General features: G+C 44.1%; 14 protein-coding genes. 10 read left to right on the forward strand and 4 right to left on the reverse strand.

All coding sequences use genetic code 11. From position 1 onward, the window contains the following. The first annotated feature begins 8 nt into the window (after window positions 1–8). Window positions 9–440 carry a DUF805 domain-containing protein gene (locus tag OCU48_RS00920; protein WP_141346503.1) on the forward strand — a complete coding sequence of 144 codons (432 nt, stop codon included), beginning with the start codon at window positions 9–11 and terminating at the stop codon, window positions 438–440. A 41-nt stretch (window positions 441–481) separates the two neighbouring features. On the opposite strand, the gene glpX is transcribed toward OCU48_RS00920, so the two are convergent. Beyond that, a complete protein-coding gene (gene glpX / locus OCU48_RS00925) occupies window positions 482–1,489 on the reverse strand; it encodes a class II fructose-bisphosphatase (protein ID WP_141346502.1) in 1,008 nt (335 codons plus the stop codon). 298 nt (window positions 1,490–1,787) lie between these two features. Here glpX and zapB point away from each other — a divergent pair, with 298 nt between their 5' ends. Then, window positions 1,788–2,030: a cell division protein ZapB gene (zapB, locus tag OCU48_RS00930; protein ID WP_141346501.1), complete on the forward strand. Its 243-nt coding sequence runs from the start codon at window positions 1,788–1,790 to the stop codon at window positions 2,028–2,030. A gap of 55 nt (window positions 2,031–2,085) precedes the next feature. Here zapB and OCU48_RS00935 read toward each other — a convergent pair whose 3' ends face one another. Then, window positions 2,086–3,246 (reverse strand): murein hydrolase activator EnvC family protein, encoded by a 1,161-nt coding sequence (locus OCU48_RS00935; RefSeq protein WP_141346500.1) that lies wholly within the window; start codon window positions 3,244–3,246, stop codon window positions 2,086–2,088. A gap of 66 nt (window positions 3,247–3,312) precedes the next feature. Further along, the gene (gpmM, locus tag OCU48_RS00940) at window positions 3,313–4,851 is read right to left on the reverse strand and encodes a 2,3-bisphosphoglycerate-independent phosphoglycerate mutase (protein ID WP_141346499.1); all 1,539 of its coding nucleotides are present in this window, start codon (window positions 4,849–4,851) and stop codon (window positions 3,313–3,315) included. Window positions 4,852–5,207: 356 nt separating this feature from the next. Here gpmM and OCU48_RS00945 point away from each other — a divergent pair, with 356 nt between their 5' ends. From OCU48_RS00945 to cysE, 4 genes are all read left to right on the forward strand, one after another. After that, window positions 5,208–5,678: a rhodanese-like domain-containing protein gene (locus OCU48_RS00945; RefSeq protein WP_141346498.1), complete on the forward strand. Its 471-nt coding sequence runs from the start codon at window positions 5,208–5,210 to the stop codon at window positions 5,676–5,678. Between the two features lie 66 nt (window positions 5,679–5,744). Next, the gene (gene secB / locus OCU48_RS00950; protein WP_141346497.1) at window positions 5,745–6,221 is read left to right on the forward strand and encodes a protein-export chaperone SecB; all 477 of its coding nucleotides are present in this window, start codon (window positions 5,745–5,747) and stop codon (window positions 6,219–6,221) included. Window positions 6,222–6,392: 171 nt separating this feature from the next. After that, window positions 6,393–7,418 (forward strand): NAD(P)H-dependent glycerol-3-phosphate dehydrogenase, encoded by a 1,026-nt coding sequence (gene gpsA / locus OCU48_RS00955; protein WP_141346496.1) that lies wholly within the window; start codon window positions 6,393–6,395, stop codon window positions 7,416–7,418. Window positions 7,419–7,443: 25 nt separating this feature from the next. Then, complete coding sequence (gene cysE, locus OCU48_RS00960) at window positions 7,444–8,265, forward strand: serine O-acetyltransferase (protein ID WP_141346495.1); 822 nt, start codon at window positions 7,444–7,446, stop codon at window positions 8,263–8,265. A 37-nt stretch (window positions 8,266–8,302) separates the two neighbouring features. Here the strand turns inward: cysE and OCU48_RS00965 are convergent, their stop codons facing one another. Then, window positions 8,303–9,658: an MATE family efflux transporter gene (locus OCU48_RS00965; protein ID WP_141346494.1), complete on the reverse strand. Its 1,356-nt coding sequence runs from the start codon at window positions 9,656–9,658 to the stop codon at window positions 8,303–8,305. 223 nt (window positions 9,659–9,881) lie between these two features. Between OCU48_RS00965 and OCU48_RS00970 the strand changes: the two genes are divergently transcribed. The 4 genes from OCU48_RS00970 to OCU48_RS00985 all read left to right on the forward strand — a co-directional run bounded on the left by OCU48_RS00970 (window position 9,882) and on the right by OCU48_RS00985 (window position 17,686). Then, window positions 9,882–10,172, forward strand: a complete 291-nt coding sequence (locus OCU48_RS00970; RefSeq protein ID WP_021714589.1) for a co-chaperone GroES — start codon at window positions 9,882–9,884, stop codon at window positions 10,170–10,172. 59 nt (window positions 10,173–10,231) lie between these two features. After that, window positions 10,232–11,878, forward strand: a complete 1,647-nt coding sequence (gene groL, locus OCU48_RS00975) for a chaperonin GroEL (RefSeq protein ID WP_141346493.1) — start codon at window positions 10,232–10,234, stop codon at window positions 11,876–11,878. A 373-nt stretch (window positions 11,879–12,251) separates the two neighbouring features. Next, window positions 12,252–16,130 carry a pullulanase-type alpha-1,6-glucosidase gene (gene pulA, locus OCU48_RS00980; RefSeq protein ID WP_141346492.1) on the forward strand — a complete coding sequence of 1,293 codons (3,879 nt, stop codon included), beginning with the start codon at window positions 12,252–12,254 and terminating at the stop codon, window positions 16,128–16,130. A gap of 119 nt (window positions 16,131–16,249) precedes the next feature. Further along, on the forward strand, window positions 16,250–17,686 hold the full coding sequence (locus OCU48_RS00985; RefSeq protein WP_141346491.1) for an ATP-binding cassette domain-containing protein: 1,437 nt from the start codon (window positions 16,250–16,252) through the stop codon (window positions 17,684–17,686). Window positions 17,687–17,743 lie beyond the last annotated feature (57 nt).

Raw genomic sequence — 17,743 nt, forward strand, 5'->3', positions numbered from 1 at the left:
GAATACCCATGGACTTTAAGTTTTTATTGCTCTCTTTTGACGGTCGTATCGGGCGCAAACAATTCTGGCTTTGGAACATTAGCTATTACTTGTTTCTTTCTATGGTGGCCACAGCCATAGCGCAAGTTTCACCGGGCACTGCTTTATATGCTGTCCCTGTATTGGCTATCATTTTGCTGTATCCCGATTTGGCGGTAACAGCGAAGCGTTGGCATGATCGTAACAAGTCTAATCGATTTTTATTGCTCAATGTGCCACTGGTTATTGGTCGATCATTAATTCCTATGTCGGCTCAAATGGAGACGGGGGAAGGTCTTTCACGAATTCTATCGCTGATTGCCTTGATATGTGGATTGTGGATCTTTGTGGAATGTAGCTTGCTAAAAGGTAGTGAAAAAGACAACGATTATGGAGCACCATTTGACAATGGTAAGGCATAAAAAAACGCAGCGTTGAGCTGCGTTTTTTATTGAATGAAGATTTAAAGAATATGTCCCTTAATTTCTTCATCCTTACGCTCAAGGTAATGAATCGACTTGATGCGACGGATAGTACGGCAACGGCCTCGGATAAGTAGAGTTTCTGTTGTCGCAATATCACCTTGGCGAGTAATACCTTCAAGAAGGTCGCCTTTAGTGATGCCTGTTGCTGAGAACACAACATTGTCGCTACGTGCCATATCTGACATCTTAAGGATAACGTTCGCTTCAACACCCATTTCAGCGCAGCGCTTCAGCTCTTCTTCTCCGTAAATGCGGTTCTCTTCGCTATCGCCTTTAACTTCGTGGCGTGGAAGTAAGCGACCATGCATGTCACCATCTAGAGCACGAATTACAGCAGCAGAAACAACACCTTCTGGAGCGCCACCAATGCAATACATCATGTCGACTTCGCTGTCAGGCATACACGTTAGGATAGACGCAGCAACATCACCATCTGGCACAGCGAATACGCGTACACCCATCGCTTGCATATCGGCAATAACTTGGTCGTGACGAGGCTTAGCTAGAGTAATTACAGTCAATTCTTGTAGTGATTTACCCAGTGCTTTTGCTACGTTGTTTAGGTTATCTTCTAGCGATACAGCTAAGTCGATTTGACCTTTAGCTTCAGGACCAACAACCAGCTTCTCCATGTACATGTCAGGTGCTTTTAAGAAGCTACCTTTTTCGCCTGCAGCAAGTACTGCCAATGCATTTGATTGGCCCATTGCTGTCATGCGCGTTCCCTCGATAGGGTCAACAGCGATATCTACAGCGTCACCACCAACACCAACGTTTTCACCGATATATAGCATAGGTGCGTCATCTATCTCACCTTCGCCAATAACGATCTCACCGCTAATGTCTGTTTTATTCAGTAGGCTACGCATAACTTCAACAGCTGCATTATCTGCTGCGTTTTTGTCTCCGCGTCCAAGCCATTTGTAACCAGCTAGGGCTGCGCCTTCTGTTACACGAGAAAATGCCATCGCCAAATCGCGCTTCATATCGACTCCAATCAAGAGGGTTCAAAAAATCGCCGAGATTCTATCATACCTTCACGGTAACGTTTGCTTAATTTGCTCAACTTTAAGCCAGAACCCTGAGGTTTATTGATTTCGTCCCACATTTACTAGGTGCAAAAGATAAAGATTGCCTTGGGAGTGTCAAAATTTGATTAGGATCGCTCTTTTTTTGTTCACTTGAACCAGAATTAAATTATTAGGTGTGTTTATATACATGTGTGTGGGTAGAATGGTTGGGAAGCCAGTCTTTACATATGGATAACGAATTAGGTAGGCCAAGATGTCTTTAGAAGTATTAGAAAAACTAGAAGCCAAAGTGCAAACAGCAGTAGATACAATTACTCTGCTGCAAATGGAAGTTGAAGAACTTAGAGAACAAAAGCAACAGCTTGCTAATGAAGCCGAGCAGTTACGCAACGAAAAAGTTGAAACTGAACAGCGCGCTCATCAAGTTCAAGCTGAGCATGATGCGTGGCAAGAGCGTATTCGCAGCATGCTAGGCAAAATGGAAGAAGTAGAATAAATTCTACCAAACCATTATTAAAGAAACGCCAGCTATTTAGCTGGCGTTTTTGTTTCTAGCGAGTTAACCAAGAACGAGGGTTTTGGGTTTGGCTGTTACGCCTTAATTCGAAATAGACTGAAGAGCGAGATTGCCCACCGGTATCACCAGCAAGAGCGATTGTTTCACCTGATGTGACTTTGTCGCCTTCTTTCTTGGTCAGTACTTGGTTGTACCCATATAGGGTCATATCGCCTTTGCCATGATCTAGCAATAGAACTAAGCCATAACCACGTAAGTAGTCAGCGAATACAACGGTGCCCGGGTAAACTGCTTTCACCGGTTGCTCATATTGAGCGCTGATCACCATGCCCTTCCAATTGACTTGACCGCTTTGTTTAGTGCCATAGTTGTGCAACACCGACCCTTTAATTGGCCAAGGTAGACGACCTTTTTGTTTGGCTAGTCCGTCCATTGGGACTGAATTACGCTTCGCAGCTTTTGCTATTTCAGCTTTTAATCTAGCTTCATTGCGTTTGAGCTCATTAAGATAGGCGCTATCTCCAGCAATGCCACGCTTGATTTTCGTGACAGTTGATTTTCGGCTGGTTTGTGAAGAGCGCAGTTTATTTAATTGATCCGACTGCTGAGAAAGAAGTGTCTCTATTTGCTGCTGCTCTGCAATCAGCTGAAGGTTCTTTTGCTCTAGCTTGGCATTCGTTTGTTGCAACTCGGTGATGACTTCGGCGCGTTGCTTTGCCAAGTGTTGATAATACTGACTAATGCGATCTTTATCTTGAGTGCTTTCATGGCTGAGAAAACTCTCTATCTTGGCATTGGTGTGCATCATGTAATATGACTTAACTAATTTCTGCAAGGCAGAGGCTTGAGCTTGAGTCTTTTCTAGCAGTTCTTGATGTTGCTGATCATAAGCTTTGAGGTTTGCTTCAGAGCGTTTCAGTGAAGTACGCGTTTGCGCTAGATTCTTGCTCGCATTAGCAATAGAAAGCTCGTCGCTTTTAAGTCGCTTCTGTAGTTTATCGAGTTCTTTCTGTTGCTGAGAAAGACTTTTCTGCTGGCGAGTTATTTCTCCCTTTACTCCCTTTAGTTCTTCAGTACTAGCTGAGGCAGGAGTTGAGACAAATATCGAAGATGATAGACATAACAAAACGCCAGCGCACACGACACTGACGTTTTTTCTATTCAATAGCTTTGGCTTTTGAGGAATGAGATTCATCCTAAATCTTTAATCTTGGCTTTCGTTGCCACAGCATACACCGTGGCAACGATTTGATAGCAAAGATTATTTCAGATTTACGATAACCTGACCAGACATCTCCGCTGGGATTTCCATATCTGATAGCTTAAGCATAGTTGGAGCTAGATCAGATAGCTTACCGTTTTCTTTGAACTCTAGGTCTTTACCGCCAACGTAGATAAGAGGAACAGGTAAGTTGGTGTGTGCAGTGTGGATGCCGCCTGTTTCAGGGTTAACCATCATTTCTGCGTTACCATGGTCAGCTGTGATTAGCATTTGACCATCAACTTCGTTGATTGCATCAACAACGCGACCTAGACACTCATCGAGTGCTTCACTTGCTTTAACTGCTGCATCATAAACACCAGTGTGGCCTACCATGTCACAGTTAGGGTAGTTACAAACGATAGCGTCATATTTACCAGACTTAATAGCAGCGACTAGTTTATCAGTCAGTTCTGGTGCGCTCATCTCAGGTTGTAGGTCGTAAGTAGCTACTTTAGGAGAAGCGACTAGTTGACGCTCTTCACCGTCAAACTCGCTTTCCTTACCGCCATTGAAGAAGAAAGTAACGTGTGCGTATTTCTCAGTTTCAGAGATACGTAGCTGAGTCTTACCTTCTTTAGATAGCCACTCACCGTAAGTGTTTTCTAGAGATGCTGGTGGGAACGCGCAAAGTAGAGGAATGTCAGCTGCATATTGAGTCAGCATTACAAAGTCCACTGATGGGAATACGTTGCGAGCAAAGCCATCAAAATTAGGCACGAAGCTACGAGTAATTTCGCGAGCACGGTCAGCACGGTAGTTCATGAAGATAACCGCATCACCGTCAACGATCGCTGCTGATTCTTCTGAATCAGTTTTGATTTCAGTTGGTTTTACGAATTCATCGTTTTCGTCACGAGCGTAAGCTGCTTCTAGACCTGCTACAGCACTGTCAAAAGTGAACTCTGACTTAGCTTCTGTTAGCAATTCGTAAGCTTGTTGAACACGATCCCAGTTGTTATCACGATCCATTGCGTAATAGCGACCTACTAGAGAGGCAACGCGACCTTTACCCAATTTAGCGAATAGCTCTTGGAAGCGCTGTAGAGAACCTTCAGCAGAACGAGGTGGAGTGTCACGCCCGTCTAGGAAGCAGTGTAAGTAGATTTTTTCAGCGCCGCGCTCAGCCGCCATTTCTACAGCTGCGTAGATATGATCTTCATGGCTGTGAACACCACCTGGAGACATAAGACCCATGATATGAACTGCGTTACCAGACTTGACCGCTTTGTCTATTGCGTTCGCAAGAGTTTCGTTTTGTTGGAACTCTTTGTCAGCGATAGATTTAGTGATGCGAGTTAAGTCTTGATATACAACGCGGCCAGCGCCGATGTTGGTGTGACCTACTTCAGAGTTACCCATTTGGCCGTCTGGTAGACCTACATCCATGCCTGAGGCAGAGATTAGAGTGTTTGGTTGGTTTGCAATTAGACCGTCAAGGATAGGAGTCTTTGCGTTTGCGATTGCGTTGTCTTGTTTATCTTCGCGGTATCCGTAACCGTCAAGGATCACTAGAGCCATAGGCTTCTTAGCTGACATAGTTTGGCCTCGTTTTAATTTTCAGTAGCTTTAATTAGCGTAATTTTACTACAGAATACCCTAATTGATGCCGTTTAAGATCAAATTAATTTATCGATCCCGGCTTTGAATTGGGCAGTAAGATTGAAATCTATACAATATGAGTAACTAAATTTCAAAAAAGGTTTGGATTTACGATCATTTAGGTTGCATTCAGGTTTCAATATTAGAACCTTTGCGTGAATAGTGCCGTATTCGTGATCTAGGTTTCCTTTTTAAAAAGCGATCATCTTAGGCTCTGTCTCGCATCCTGCGCCTGTGATGGTATACTGCGCGTTAAAATTTTCGCTTTATGATTTAAAAAAGAGTATCCGACGATGCAAGAAATTTTCGATTTCGTTCAGCAGAACATGATTCTGTCTGTAGTTTGGGCTGGTCTTATTGTGGCCTTAGTGATGAATATCATCAAGTCGTCTACTGCAGAGTATAAAGAAGTTGATACTCAGGCTATGACACTACTAATCAACCGTGAAGGCGGTGTGGTTGTGGACGTTCGTACCAAGGATGAGTTCAAAAAAGGGCATATTACTGATTCAGTTCACATTTTGCCTTCAGAGATCAAAGACGGTTCTTTTGGATCGCTTGAAAACAAGAAAAGCGACCCAATCATTGTTGTATGTAAGACAGGTCAAACTGCAGTCGACAATGCAAACCTGTTAGCTAAAGCTGGTTTTGAAAAAGTGTTCGTACTGAAACACGGCTTAACTTCTTGGAGCGATGCAAATCTGCCTCTAGTACGTGCTAAAAAAGAGCCACGTAAGAAAAAGCAGAAAGCGCTGACTGAATAATGTAATGATTGAATGCGATAATTCGTATCCATCACAGAAATAGACAAATTTTAAGGAATAAAAATAATGACTGATGCAGCAGCAACTCAGGCTCCACAACAGAACTTCACTATCCAACGCATCTTCTTGAAAGATCTTTCTTTTGAAGCACCAAGCTCTCCGGCAATGTTTCAAAAAGAGTGGCAACCAGATGTAAATCTTGACCTAGACACTAAAAGTGCTCAACTAGGCGAAGGCGTATACGAAGTAGTTCTTCGTCTTACTGTGACAGTTAAGAATGCTGACGAAACAGCTTTCCTATGTGAAATTCAACAAGCGGGTATCTTCTCTGCGGAGAAAATGGAGCAAGGCCAACTAGCGCATTGCCTAGGTGCATTCTGCCCTAACATCCTATTCCCATATGCTCGTGAAACTATCTCAAGCCTAGTAGTTAAAGGTACGTTCCCTCAACTAAACCTTGCGCCAGTTAACTTTGATGCATTGTTCATGAACTACCTACAAAGCCAACAGCAGCAAGAGCAGCAACCTCAAGCTGACGCTTAATTAAACGACAAACTCAATCATCTTTGATTGAATTTATCGGCAAATAAAAATGCACACTGCATCTAATTATCTGATGCGCTGTGCATTTTTTATTTATACTATCTTTCAAGATCAGTAGCCTTTTCAAAATAAAGCTACTAGACCCTCTATAACGCATGAATGGATTGAAATATGGCAGCATCAAATTGTGACCTAAAAGATGTATCAATGACGGTAATTGGTGCAGGCTCTTATGGCACCTCACTCGCGATCTCTCTAGCACGTAATGGTGCGAAAGTTGTCATCTGGGGTCATGAAAAAGAGCATATGCAGCAACTTCAAACAGACAGAATGAACAAAGAGTTCCTGCCAGACATTCCTTTTCCTGATTCGTTGATTGTTGAGTGCGACCTTGAGAAAGCGGTTGCGGCGAGCCGAGACTTGTTAGTAGTAGTGCCAAGCCATGTGTTTGGTATTGTGCTTAATAGCCTAAAACCCTATTTAAAAACGGACAGCCGTATCTGCTGGGCAACTAAAGGCCTAGAGCCAGAAACTGGCCGTTTATTGAAAGATGTCGCTCAAGACAAGCTAGGCAATGATTATCCATTGGCTGTGTTATCAGGCCCTACCTTTGCCAAAGAGCTTGCTATGGGGATGCCAACCGCTATTGCGGTAGCGTCATCGGATCCAAGCTTCGCTACTGAGTTGCAAGAGAAGATCCACTGCAGTAAATCATTCCGTGTATACGCAAATGATGACTTTATTGGTATGCAACTTGGCGGAGCGGTGAAGAATGTTATTGCGATTGGCGCGGGTATGTCTGATGGTATTGGCTTTGGTGCCAATGCTCGCACTGCATTGATCACACGTGGCCTTGCTGAAATGACGCGCTTAGGTGCGGCTCTAGGTGCAAAACCAGAGACCTTTATGGGAATGGCGGGACTAGGTGATTTAGTTCTGACTTGTACAGATAATCAGTCGCGAAATCGCCGTTTTGGACTAGCGTTAGGTAAAGGCCAAGACGTAGATACAGCCCAACAAGAGATTGGTCAGGTTGTAGAGGGCTATCGAAATACTAAAGAAGTATGGATGCTTGCGGGTCGCGAAGGGGTTGAAATGCCAATTGTCGACCAAATCTATCAAGTTCTTTATCAAGGTAAAGATGCGCGAGAAGCCGCTCAAGACCTACTGGCTCGCGACAAGAAAGCAGAACGATAATAGTTAATTACAAAGGATTTTTTTGATGGATAGGTGTGAATCTAATTCGGTGTGGGAATGCATCGTTAAAGAGGCTAGAGAGCAAGCTGATCAAGAGCCGATGCTGGCCAGTTTTTATCACGCGACCATCATCAATCACGATAGCTTCGCTGCAGCGCTTAGCTATATCCTAGCGAATAAACTTAAGACTGCATCCATGCCAGCTATGGGCGTTCGTGATGTTATAGAAGAGGCGCTTGCCGCCGACCCTAGTATTACGGATTCAGCTGCTTGCGATATTTGCGCAACGGTAAACCGTGATCCTGCTGTCGCAATGTACTCAGCGCCTTTGTTGTACTTAAAAGGTTACCATGCATTGCAAGGTTATCGTATTGCCAACTGGCTATGGAAACAGGGCAGAAAGGCACTAGCAACGTATTTGCAGAATCAGATCTCTGTTGCTTGCCAAGTGGATATCCATCCTGCAGCTAAAATCGGTAAAGCCATCATGCTTGACCATGCTACTGGAATCGTCATAGGCGAGACCGCTGTAGTAGAGGATGATGTCTCTATTTTGCAGGATGTCACCTTAGGCGGTACAGGTAAAGAAACTGGTGATCGACATCCTAAAATTCGCGAAGGGGTAATGATTGGAGCTGGTGCTAAAGTCTTGGGTAATATTGAGGTAGGCGAGGGTGCTAAGATTGGTTCGTGCTCTGTAGTACTTCAACCTGTAGCTCCACATACTACGGTGGCGGGCGTACCAGCAAAAGTAACTGGTAAGCCTAAATCAGATAAACCTTCAGAAGATATGGACCAAAATTTTAATGGTCGTTCTCAGAGCTTTATTGGTGGCGATGGTATCTAGCTTTCAGCCTAGCATTGATAAGTTATTAATAATAAGCTCAGCTTGCGGCTGAGCTTATTTCGTTTAGGGTGTCTCGACGAAGTATTAGTGCATACAAATACCCCAAAATCCCCCCTAAAACATTCCCGATTGCTACTCCCATGAATAACCCTGTAATTCCAAACCACTGGCTGCCGAGCCAAGCACATGGCAAGGTAAAAATGAACAGGCGCAAGCAACTCCAAACAAATGCCAGCATAGGTTTGTGCATCGCATTCAAGCTGCTCACTAGCAACATAATGATTCCTTGAAATCCATAGCTAATTGGCACGCAAACTAAGTACAACCATAGCAAATGACGCACGTTCTCTTCCTGACTAAATAGGCTGGCGAAGGGGACACTAAGTGGCACCATCATAATAAAAATGAGCAATTGAAATAAGATTGAAAAGCGCATGCACATGAACAGAGCTTTGAAGCTACGCTCATGATTATTCGCGCCTAAGTTCTGAGCCATAAACGGAGTGAGCACCGAGGTAAGAGCCATTAATACGATCAACAGTAATGATTCTATACGCTGTGCCGCACCATACGCTGCGACAGCAGCGGTACCATGGCTCGCGAGTATCATCATTAAAATGGCGGCACTTAGTGGATTTAATGCGTTGGACAGAGCGGCAGGAGTACCGATCTGAAGAATGCTTTTCCAATCGCTAAGTAATTGCATTGGCTTTGGTATAGCAAGCAATTTCACTCGAACAACTAGAAAATAGAACGCACCAATCAAAGCGGCAAACCAACTGATACCACTAGCAATAGCCGCCCCTTGGATACCTAATTCAGGAAATGGTCCGATACCAAATATCAACAATGGGTCCAATACGCCATTCACCACACCAGCACTAATCATAATCTTGGCAGGAGTCTTAGTATCACCACATGCTCTGATGGCCGCATTACCACTCATGGGAATAACCAGAAGTGGCACGGTTAGATACCACACGAACATGTATTGGTCGATCAGTGGTAGTAGTTTTGGTTCAGCCCCAAGCAGAGTAAATAATGGCTCTATAGTCTGCAGTCCGATGAATGAAGCGACACTAACGAGGACGATAGCGAGCAAAATACCATGACTAGAAAACCGAGCGGCTTGCTCTGGTTGGTTTTGACCTAAGAAGCGACCTACATGGGTCGATAACCCCATACCAATACCCATAGTGATACAGTTCATGGCGAAAGTGACAGGGAAGGTGAAACTGATGGCAGCGAGCGCATCGGTTCCTAGCAGTGAGATAAAGAAGGTATCAACGAGGTTGAACATCAAGATAGCCACAATACCTAGCACCATAGGCAGCGTCATTTCGCGCAAAACCTTGTTGATAGGAGCGGTTAAAAGGCCGTGTTTATCTTGCATGGAGACTCTGTCTTTCTGATTGGGCGTTAAGAATACCTTGTTCCAAGACATTCAACCAGAGAAGCAAGGTTCTGCCCAAGCAAGCTAAGTGCACACTTATATGAAGTTTTTATAAAAAACTCATCTCTCACCCTTGGGATCATAGGGATTGTCCCCAACATATTCTTCACTAGCCAATAAACGGCAATCATTTGTTAGAAACATTATTTAGGAGAATCAATCGATGAATATCCGTCCATTACATGATCGAGTTATCGTTGAGCGTCAAGAAGTTGAATCAAAATCTGCTGGCGGCATCGTGTTAACTGGTTCTGCTGCTGAGAAATCTACTCGCGGTAAAATCCTTGCTGTCGGTAAAGGTCGCATTCTAGAGAACGGCACTGTTCAACCTCTAGACGTTCAAGTTGGTGACACAGTGATCTTCGCAGAAGGCTACGGCACTAAGACAGAAAAGATTGATGGCAAAGAAGTTCTTATCATGTCTGAAAATGACATCATGGCAATTGTTGAATAAGTAACCATTCTCTGAATCAACAACTAAAAATAAAATCGAATTTAGAAAGGAATTAAAAAATGGCTGCTAAAGACGTTAAATTTGGTAACGACGCACGAATCAAAATGCTAGAAGGTGTCAACGTTCTAGCTGACGCAGTAAAAGTAACTTTAGGCCCTAAAGGTCGTAACGTCGTTCTAGACAAATCTTTTGGCGCACCCACGATCACTAAAGATGGTGTATCGGTAGCTCGTGAAATTGAACTTGAAGATAAGTTCCAAAATATGGGCGCACAAATGGTGAAAGAAGTTGCATCTCAAGCAAATGATGCAGCAGGTGACGGTACAACAACTGCAACAGTACTAGCGCAATCTATCATTACGGAAGGTCTAAAAGCGGTTGCTGCGGGTATGAACCCAATGGATCTAAAGCGCGGTATCGACAAAGCAGTTATTGCAGCAGTTGAAGAGCTAAAATCTCTATCTCAACCCTGTGCAGACACTAAAGCTATCGCTCAGGTTGGTACTATCTCAGCAAACTCTGATGCAACGGTTGGTAACATCATTGCAGAAGCGATGGAAAAAGTAGGCCGTGACGGTGTTATCACTGTAGAAGAAGGTCAGGCTCTACAAGATGAGCTAGACGTAGTTGAAGGTATGCAGTTCGATCGTGGCTACCTATCTCCTTACTTCATCAATAACCAAGAAGCGGGTTCTGTTGATCTAGAAAGCCCATTCATTCTTCTTATTGATAAGAAAGTATCTAACATCCGCGAGCTGCTTCCTACTCTAGAAGCAGTTGCTAAAGCATCACGTCCACTGCTTATCATCGCTGAAGATGTAGAAGGTGAAGCACTGGCAACGCTTGTTGTGAACAACATGCGCGGCATTGTTAAAGTTGCAGCTGTTAAAGCGCCTGGATTTGGCGATCGTCGTAAAGCAATGCTACAAGACATCGCTATCCTAACTGGCGGTACTGTGATTTCTGAAGAAATCGGCTTAGATCTTGAAAAAGTGACTCTAGAAGATCTTGGTCAAGCTAAACGCGTTACTATCACTAAAGAAAACTCAACCATCATCGATGGCGCTGGTGATGAAGTGGCAATTAACGCTCGCGTATCTCAGATTCGTCAGCAAGTTGAAGATGCAACTTCTGACTACGACAAAGAAAAACTTCAAGAGCGCGTAGCTAAATTGGCTGGCGGTGTTGCAGTAATCAAAGTCGGCGCAGCAACTGAAATTGAAATGAAAGAGAAAAAAGACCGTGTAGAAGATGCTCTACAAGCAACTCGCGCAGCGGTTGAAGAAGGCGTAGTTGCTGGTGGTGGTGTTGCTCTAATTCGTGCAGCGTCTAAGCTAACAGAGCTTACTGGTGACAACGAAGAGCAAAACGTCGGTATCCGCGTTGCTCTACGTGCTATGGAATCACCAATTCGTCAAATTACAGCAAATGCTGGTGATGAAGAATCTGTAGTAGCAAACAACGTTAAAGCAGGCGAAGGTAGCTACGGCTACAACGCAGCAACGGGCGAATACGGCGACATGCTAGAGATGGGTATCCTTGATCCAACTAAAGTAACTCGTAGCGCACTTCAGTTTGCAGCCTCTGTTGCTGGTCTTATGATCACTACCGAAGCAATGGTAACTGATAAGCCACAAGGCGATGCACCAGCAATGCCTGATATGGGCGGTATGGGTGGCATGGGCGGTATGCCTGGCATGATGTAATCACATCAAATACCTATAAATAGAAAACGAGAGCTTAGGCTCTCGTTTTTTTTTGCTCCAATTTGCGGGAGTTATGGCTTTTTTTCTATTTATACAAAATATCTATGGAAGGGCGTACTTTAGTGGCGTAGTACTGTTTAATTTTAGGAGTAGAATCTCAGCGTACAAATCATGATCCTGACGCGGTTTTGTAGATATGCAATCCGTGACAGTTACTGCACTTATTCCTATCCATCTGTTTATAAAGAATTTTTAAACATTCGATCACACTCTGTAGCTATCGATTGTTTCTACTATGTTGCTCGACCAATTGACGAACAGTAGTAAGGATTCGTCTTCGGTTTAATGTTTTTATTAACTAGTGGAAGGGATTATGGAGTTCAAAATAAATACACTCGCTAAGGCAACGATGCCGATGCTAGTGACGTCAATTCTTTTGATGGGGCATACGCAAACTAACGTCGCTTATGCCTCTGACTTGTACGTGCCATCAGAAGACGAGGTTGTCGTTTATTACAACCGAGGAACTAGTGATGAGGGTGAGTACCAAGACTGGGGCATGCACCTATGGAATGGCGAAGGCTGTACTAGCACTGATTTAGAGGCAATGGGCATCAACTCAGCAGGTACCAGTTGGGATGCCCCTTATCTAGCAGACGGCTTTAACCAAACTTATGGTGCTTACTACATTTTTAAAGTCGACATGAATGCGAGTGACCCTCATGAGTGCATGAACTTCATTTTGCACAAGGGCGATGAAAAAGCCTTTGGTAGTGCAAATCACAAGGCTCAACTGAAACAGCTTGATGATAGCCGCAGTATTTTTGGCTTCCACGGTTCTAGCCAACTTTACTATGAGCCTACTGCTGAACGCCCAATTGCGATTGACGGTCAAAAAGCACATTGGTTAGATAAAGAGACGATTGCTTGGGAGGACGCCGCAAGCGCTGCTCGTGTCGAGCTGAGATTTTCTCCTACTAATGATATCAAGCTAGATGAGGAGAACAACGAGATCACTGGAGGACAGGCTATTGAGTTAGCTATTACCGGTGGTTTAGATGCGGAGTTACAACAACGCTTCCCTCATTTAAGTGGTATGACGGCAACTGAGATTGATGTTACGGATGAAGATTTAGCACGCACTCTTAAGAGCCAAATTGTACTGGTCGCTTATGATGTTCAAGACAAGGTGATGGCCGCAACTGAAGTGCAAAAAGCGGGCGTATTGGATGATGTGTTTGTTAATGAAGATACGGGTAATGCCATTTCTGAAGAATTGGGCGCAATCGTTAATGGTTCAAGAACTGAATTCAAGCTTTGGGCTCCGACAGCGCAAAATGTCACTCTGCATATCTACAATACAGTGAAAAAGCAGACCAAGCGTATTCAGTTGGTTGAGAATTCAGAAACTGGTGTTTGGGAGTCAGAAAGAGTCAATGGTGTTGTTGGTAAGTACTATCGCTACGAGGTGACGGTTTACCATCCAACAACCAAGCAAATAGAAACAGTAATGGTGACTGACCCATACTCGTTAAGTGTTTCTACTAATTCAGCATACTCGCAGGTCGTCGACCTTAAGAATGATAAAAAACTGAAGCCTAAAGGCTGGGATAACTACGAAAGACCAGAAACACCTGTTGGCGAAGATGGTCAGTACTTGGATGAATACCATGTCCTATATGAATCACATTTAAGAGACTTTAGCTTTAGCGATACGCTAGGCAATCACAAACTCAATGGCAAATACCTAGCTCTTACGGAAGAAGAGCGTGAGTCGGTAAGTCATCTGAAAGAGCTGCAAGCAGCAGGCTTAACCACTTTACATATCTTACCTGCCTTTGATATTGCTACGGTTAATGAAGCTGAAACCATAGATATTAACGATACAGTGGGAGAGCTTTGTACAGTAAGACCTAGCGCGGTGGTATGTGGTACCGAGGACTCTTCTCAAACTCTAGAGAGTGTCCTGAATAGCTATGACCCGACAACGGGACAAGCACAGCTATTAATGAATGACCTGCGTGACTTAGACAGCTTTAACTGGGGCTATGACCCATATCACTACACAGTGCCTGAAGGTAGCTACGCAACCAATGCTGAAGGTACAGCCAGAATCGTTGAGTTCCGTGAGATGGTGAAAGCGACTCACGAGATGGATCTTAAGCTGATTATGGATGTGGTCTACAACCACACTAATGCCTCTGGAACGAACGAAAAGTCAGTTCTAGATAAGATTGTCCCTGGATATTATCACCGCCTAAATGTAAACACCGGTGGTGTAGAAACCTCTACCTGTTGTGATAATACGGCGACTGAAAACCGCATGATGGGTAAGCTAATGATCGATTCATTAGTTACATGGGCTGAAGACTATAACGTTGATGGCTTCCGTTTCGATTTGATGGGACATCAGCCAAAAGAGCTTATGGTTGAGGCGCTAGAAGAAGTACGTAAGGTTCGCTCTGATATCTTATTCTACGGTGAAGGCTGGGACTTTGGTGAAGTATCAAATAACGCTCGCTTTACTCAAGCAACGCAATTGAACATGGCGGGTACACAAATTGGTACCTTCTCTGATCGTCTGCGTGATGCGGTACGTGGTGGTAGTCCATTTGATGGTGATGGTACAGGTCTGCGTAAAAACCAAGGCTTCGCTAATGCAGCTTACCCAAATGAACGTCGCGACATGAGCGAAGAAGAAGCCAACAGCTTGCTTCACAATCAAGATCTTGTGCGTTTAGGAATGGCAGGTAACTTAGCTGACTATGTCATGGTTGATTACACTGGTACGACTAAGAACGGTAAAGGTATTGACTACAACGGCGCACCTGCAGGCTATACTGAGTACCCTTCAGAGAATATATCGTACGTTTCTAAGCATGATAACCAAACCTTCTGGGACAACAATGCTTATAAAACCGCAACGAACATCAACTCTGATGAGCGTGCTCGCATGCAAACAGTCGGTATTTCTACTGTGATGATGGGGCAAGGTATCCCATTTATCCACATGGGCTCTGAACTGTTGCGCTCCAAGTCAATGCAGCGAGACTCTTATGATTCAGGTGATTGGTTTAATCGAGTGAAGTTTGATGGCTCCGATAACAACTGGAACGTGGGTCTGCCTCGTGAAGACAAAGATGGTGCTAATTGGGCATTAATTTCTGAGATTATAGCTGATACGACCAACGAACCGAATACCCAAGATATTGAATTGGCAAAACAGCAATTCCTTGAGTTGTTGAAGATTCGTAGTTCAAGTGACTTGTTCCGTCTTAACTCAAAGCAAGAAGTCATGAAGCGTGTCGACTTCCGCAATGTAGGTGAAGGGCAAACACAAGGCCTCATCGTTATGTCTATTGATGATGGATTTTATGCAGGTAAAGACCTTGATCCAAACCGTGATGCAGTTGTTGTCATGATCAACGCGACAGCAGAAGACCAAAGCTTTGAAATAGAGGGTGCTGCGGGCTTCCAATTGCATGAAGTTCAGGCTAATTCTGCTGACTACATAGTGCGAGATGCCTCTTTCTCAGCGGGTACCTTCTCTGTACCAGCACTGACAACCGCTGTGTTTGTGCAACCTCAGTATGGTGCGCAAGGTACAGGCTTACCGGTAGCAGAGAAAGATCAGGACCTACCTCCATTTGGAGCATCAACGGTTTACATTGCAGGTGCCTTTGGAGAGGCGGTTTGGGATCCTGCTGGTATTGAAGCGCCTTATGCGACAGGCGGTGTATACAGTGTAAAACTGGGTCTAAGTGCAGATACAGGATACAAGTTCACTCTGGGAGATTGGAACAGTGCGATGGGCTGTGAAGGTCAAGACTGTCTATCTAATTTCACTGAGATTGGCATGTATGAATTTGCGCTAGATGCGAATGATACGTCTAATCCTATTGTTCTTGATGCCAGACTTGTTGAGTCTTATGCGGATAGAGAGTGGTATATCCCTGGTTCAATCTCTGGTGACTGGGATCATTCGGATGAACGTAAAATGACCTTTGGTGAGCAAGATGGTCTAGTGCTGTTCACCACAGGAGAACTAGCGGCGGGTGAGGCTTACCAATTTAAGCTTACTTGCGGTGACTGGGGTCAGTGCGAGCATGGATTTGCCGATGTATCTGCTGATGTAGACTCTTTGCCAATCTTTGATGTAGGGGGCAATATCGCGTTTGCTCCAGAAGCAACCGCTACCTATCAAGTCGTGTTCGACTTCTTGCAGAAGAAGGTACTGATTAGTCAGCTATAATACTAAGTAATGACTTTTGCAGTAGAGCGTCACTTTTTTAAGTGACGCTTTTTTTATATCTAGGCACACGCTGGTTTTTCTTGCACACTGTTTTTATTCAGGCAGTTAGGGAAGAAATGATGCATATAGATAAACTGAAATATAAACAGGGAATAGCTGAACTATCTGTATCAGACTGGCAAATAGAGCAAGGGCAGCACTGGGGAATATTCTCCTCACAAAGTCAGTGTTCAGCCTTGATTGTGCAATTGCTCAGTAGCGAATTGCAGCCTACCTCAGGAAGCATTACCAATGTTCCCCAGCGCATTGCCTGCGTATCTTTGTTGCAACAGCAACGCCTACTTGAAGAAGAGATAGCCAAGGATGAAACCGACTTTCAAGACTGCATCGATTACGGAACTGCAGTAGAACAACTTGTTCTGGAGGTGGGGTGTACGGAGGCTGAACTTGAAGAGGTTGTACAGAAAACAGATTTAGGGTCACTGCGTCAACGTCAGTTTCGTCAACTGTCTACGGGTGAAACCAGACGAGTGATGCTTGCAAGAGCATTAGTGACAAAGCCACAGCTTCTAATATTAGATGAACCCTATTCTGGTTTAGATATCGAGCATCGGCTCGCATTGAGTCAATTACTCAATGAATGTGCCAAGCAAATGCAATTGATTGTGATTACTTCTCGAGAAGATGAGTTACCTACCTGCATTACCCATGTTGCTTTATTTGATCATCAATCCCTAACTCAAACGATGACTTTGGACGAATGGCATAACCATCCGATAAAACAACATATAAAGAAACTCTCATTGCAAAAGAGTGGTGGGGTGTATGAACTGATGGAGTCATATCATCAACAGCAGTCATTACCTGACCCATTAGTGGACATGAAAGACGTTAAAGTAGAGTACCTTGATGGCTTGATCTTCAAAGACTTCACTTGGCAGGCTAAGGTGGGGCAGCACTGGCAAATACGTGGGCCCAATGGATGCGGAAAAAGCACCTTACTGGGATTGATCATGGGAGACCACCCTCAATGCTATAGCAATGACATTACCGTATTGGGGATGAAGCGAGGTTCGGGCGAGAGTATTTGGGACATAAAGAAACAGATCGGTATTGTCTCGTCAGCATTGCATTTGCAGTATCGAGTGAATTGCAGCTCTCTTGATGTTTTGCTTTCAGGCTTCTTTGACAGCATTGGTCTGTATGAGCAGCCCAGCAAAAAGCAGATACAAGTAGCCCAGCAGTGGCTTAAAGTGTTTGAGATGAGTGAGTTTGAAAAAATAGGCTTTAAGAGTCTCGATTATGGGCAGCAGCGCTTGTTGTTGATCGGTCGAGCTTTGATAAAACAGCCTGCATTATTAGTGCTCGATGAGCCCTATCAAGGTCTAGACTACATTAACCGAAAGCTGGTTTTGTTTGTGTTGAATCGAATCGCTAAAACGAATTTGAGCCAACTATTGTATGTGACTCATTATGCAGAAGATGCGCTAGATGCCATTGAACACTTTATTGATTTTGAACCTCAGCCAGAAGGTCATCGTTTGGTCATTAGCTAGTCATTAAAGCCGATAAATGTGTGCACTGAGTCAAACTTTACTGGCTATTTTTCCCGC

This window comes from Vibrio inusitatus (assembly GCA_024346935.1).
Lineage (GTDB): Bacteria > Pseudomonadota > Gammaproteobacteria > Enterobacterales > Vibrionaceae > Vibrio > Vibrio inusitatus.

Bases quoted from the DNA above. Each gene is read 5' to 3' on its own strand.
- OCU48_RS00920 (WP_141346503.1), top strand. From the start codon at position 9: ATGGACTTTAAGTTTTTATTGCTCTCTTTTGACGGTCGTATCGGGCGC.
- glpX (WP_141346502.1), bottom strand. From the start codon at position 1,489: ATGAAGCGCGATTTGGCGATGGCATTTTCTCGTGTAACAGAAGGCGCA.
- zapB (WP_141346501.1), top strand. From the start codon at position 1,788: ATGTCTTTAGAAGTATTAGAAAAACTAGAAGCCAAAGTGCAAACAGCA.
- OCU48_RS00935 (WP_141346500.1), bottom strand. From the start codon at position 3,246: ATGAATCTCATTCCTCAAAAGCCAAAGCTATTGAATAGAAAAAACGTC.
- gpmM (WP_141346499.1), bottom strand. From the start codon at position 4,851: ATGTCAGCTAAGAAGCCTATGGCTCTAGTGATCCTTGACGGTTACGGA.
- OCU48_RS00945 (WP_141346498.1), top strand. From the start codon at position 5,208: ATGCAAGAAATTTTCGATTTCGTTCAGCAGAACATGATTCTGTCTGTA.
- secB (WP_141346497.1), top strand. From the start codon at position 5,745: ATGACTGATGCAGCAGCAACTCAGGCTCCACAACAGAACTTCACTATC.
- gpsA (WP_141346496.1), top strand. From the start codon at position 6,393: ATGGCAGCATCAAATTGTGACCTAAAAGATGTATCAATGACGGTAATT.
- cysE (WP_141346495.1), top strand. From the start codon at position 7,444: ATGGATAGGTGTGAATCTAATTCGGTGTGGGAATGCATCGTTAAAGAG.
- OCU48_RS00965 (WP_141346494.1), bottom strand. From the start codon at position 9,658: ATGCAAGATAAACACGGCCTTTTAACCGCTCCTATCAACAAGGTTTTG.
- OCU48_RS00970 (WP_021714589.1), top strand. From the start codon at position 9,882: ATGAATATCCGTCCATTACATGATCGAGTTATCGTTGAGCGTCAAGAA.
- groL (WP_141346493.1), top strand. From the start codon at position 10,232: ATGGCTGCTAAAGACGTTAAATTTGGTAACGACGCACGAATCAAAATG.
- pulA (WP_141346492.1), top strand. From the start codon at position 12,252: ATGGAGTTCAAAATAAATACACTCGCTAAGGCAACGATGCCGATGCTA.
- OCU48_RS00985 (WP_141346491.1), top strand. From the start codon at position 16,250: ATGCATATAGATAAACTGAAATATAAACAGGGAATAGCTGAACTATCT.